Source organism: Candidatus Hydrogenedentota bacterium, from assembly GCA_035416745.1.
Classification (GTDB): domain Bacteria; phylum Hydrogenedentota; class Hydrogenedentia; order Hydrogenedentales; family SLHB01; genus UBA2224.
Map to the genome: position 1 here is coordinate 1 of DAOLNV010000080.1, position 1,400 is coordinate 1,400.

Annotated in this window: 1 protein-coding gene and 1 riboswitch; the gene reads left to right on the top strand. The window is 60.7% G+C overall.

Annotation, left to right across the window (positions count from 1 at the left end):
• Window positions 1-191 precede the first annotated feature (191 nt).
• Window positions 192-378, top strand: a riboswitch (cobalamin riboswitch).
• Between the two features lie 151 nt (window positions 379-529).
• Window positions 530-1,396 (top strand): prepilin-type N-terminal cleavage/methylation domain-containing protein, encoded by an 867-nt coding sequence (locus tag PLJ71_18460; protein HQM50677.1) that lies wholly within the window; start codon window positions 530-532, stop codon window positions 1,394-1,396.
• Window positions 1,397-1,400 lie beyond the last annotated feature (4 nt).

Genomic DNA, 1,400 nt, shown 5'->3' on the forward strand with positions numbered 1-1,400 from the left:
CGATGAAGCGCCACCGCGCAAGCCACAATGATGCTTCCTATCTCATTCTTTTTCGGAGGATTCCATCTTCGTGTTCCCTGTGTCTCCGTGTGAGTTCATTCCTGTCTTTATGGAGACAATACGATCCCTCCAGCGAGGGCTTTCTTATCCGGCGATCGGGGCGCTGCTTGACCTGTCGCGTCCCCGGGCCTATACTGTGTTCAGACATAGGAACCAAGCGCGTGGGCATAGGGAAGCGCGGTGAAAATCCGCCGCAGACGCGCTGCTGTGACCGGGGACCAACGCCGCGGCAAAGCCACTGTCTCCTCCGAGATGGGAAGGCGCGGCAAGTAGAACGAGCCGGAAGCCAGAAGACCTGCCCACGGGCGCACGCTCCGCATGCGGCAACTTCGCGAAGAGGGTTGCGCAGGAAGGCTCGTTCACCATCCTTCTCCCCTTTTCCCCGAAGCCGCCAACCATCGCCGCGTGTGTGACGTGCGTCTCTTGCAACCACGGGCGCCCCGCGCCCGAGAAAGGGACCTCACGCGATATGAGACCTGCTGCCGCCTCAAAACTCCGGATTCACTCGACGGGCTTCACGCTCATCGAACTCCTCGTCGTCATCGGCATCATCGGTATCATTGCCGCATTGTTGCTGCCCGCCTTAAGCAAGGCGCGCGCCCAGGCCCGCAGCGTCCAATGCGTCAATAACCTCCGCCAGCTCTACCTTGCCAACACCATGTACGCCAACGAACACAACGGCCACTACGTGCCCGCCGCATTCGACATCAACAACTGGTTGCCGGGCGGCAACCTCCACCGCTGGCACGGCGTCCGCGAAGCCGTCGACCAACCCTTCGACCCCAAGAAAGGCCCCCTGGCCGAATACCTCGCCGACGGACGCGTCAAGGAATGTCCCGAGTTCACCGAGTACCGCACCATCGGCGACGTCGGCGCCGAAGCGTTCGAGGCCGGCACGGGCGGATACGGCTACAACGCCTATTATGTCGGCGGCGCATACTATATGATCGACTTCATGGAAGCCCCCGAGGCCACCACCAAAGACAGCCGGATCTTCCGCCCCTCCGAAACCATCATGTTTGCGGACTGCGCTATGCCCAAAGACGGCGGATTCGTCGTCGAATATGGATTCGCGGAACCCCCCTACTTCGTCACCAGCGACCACCCCACCGGCAACCTCGACTGGGGTCTCGCCACTCCCAGCCTCCACTTCCGGCACAACGGCCGCGTCAATGTCGTGTGGTGCGACGGACACATCTCCAGCGAAAAATTCGCATGGACCTCAGACAACATCTACGACGGAAACAACAACTATCACGCCGTCGGCTGGTTCGGACCCAGGAATAACTACTACTTCGACTGCGGAACCAAAGAAGGCTATGCCGGAGAATCGTAGGCGC

Coding starts and splice junctions, on each gene's coding strand:
- PLJ71_18460 (HQM50677.1), top strand. CDS start 530: ATGAGACCTGCTGCCGCCTCAAAACTCCGGATTCACTCGACGGGCTTC.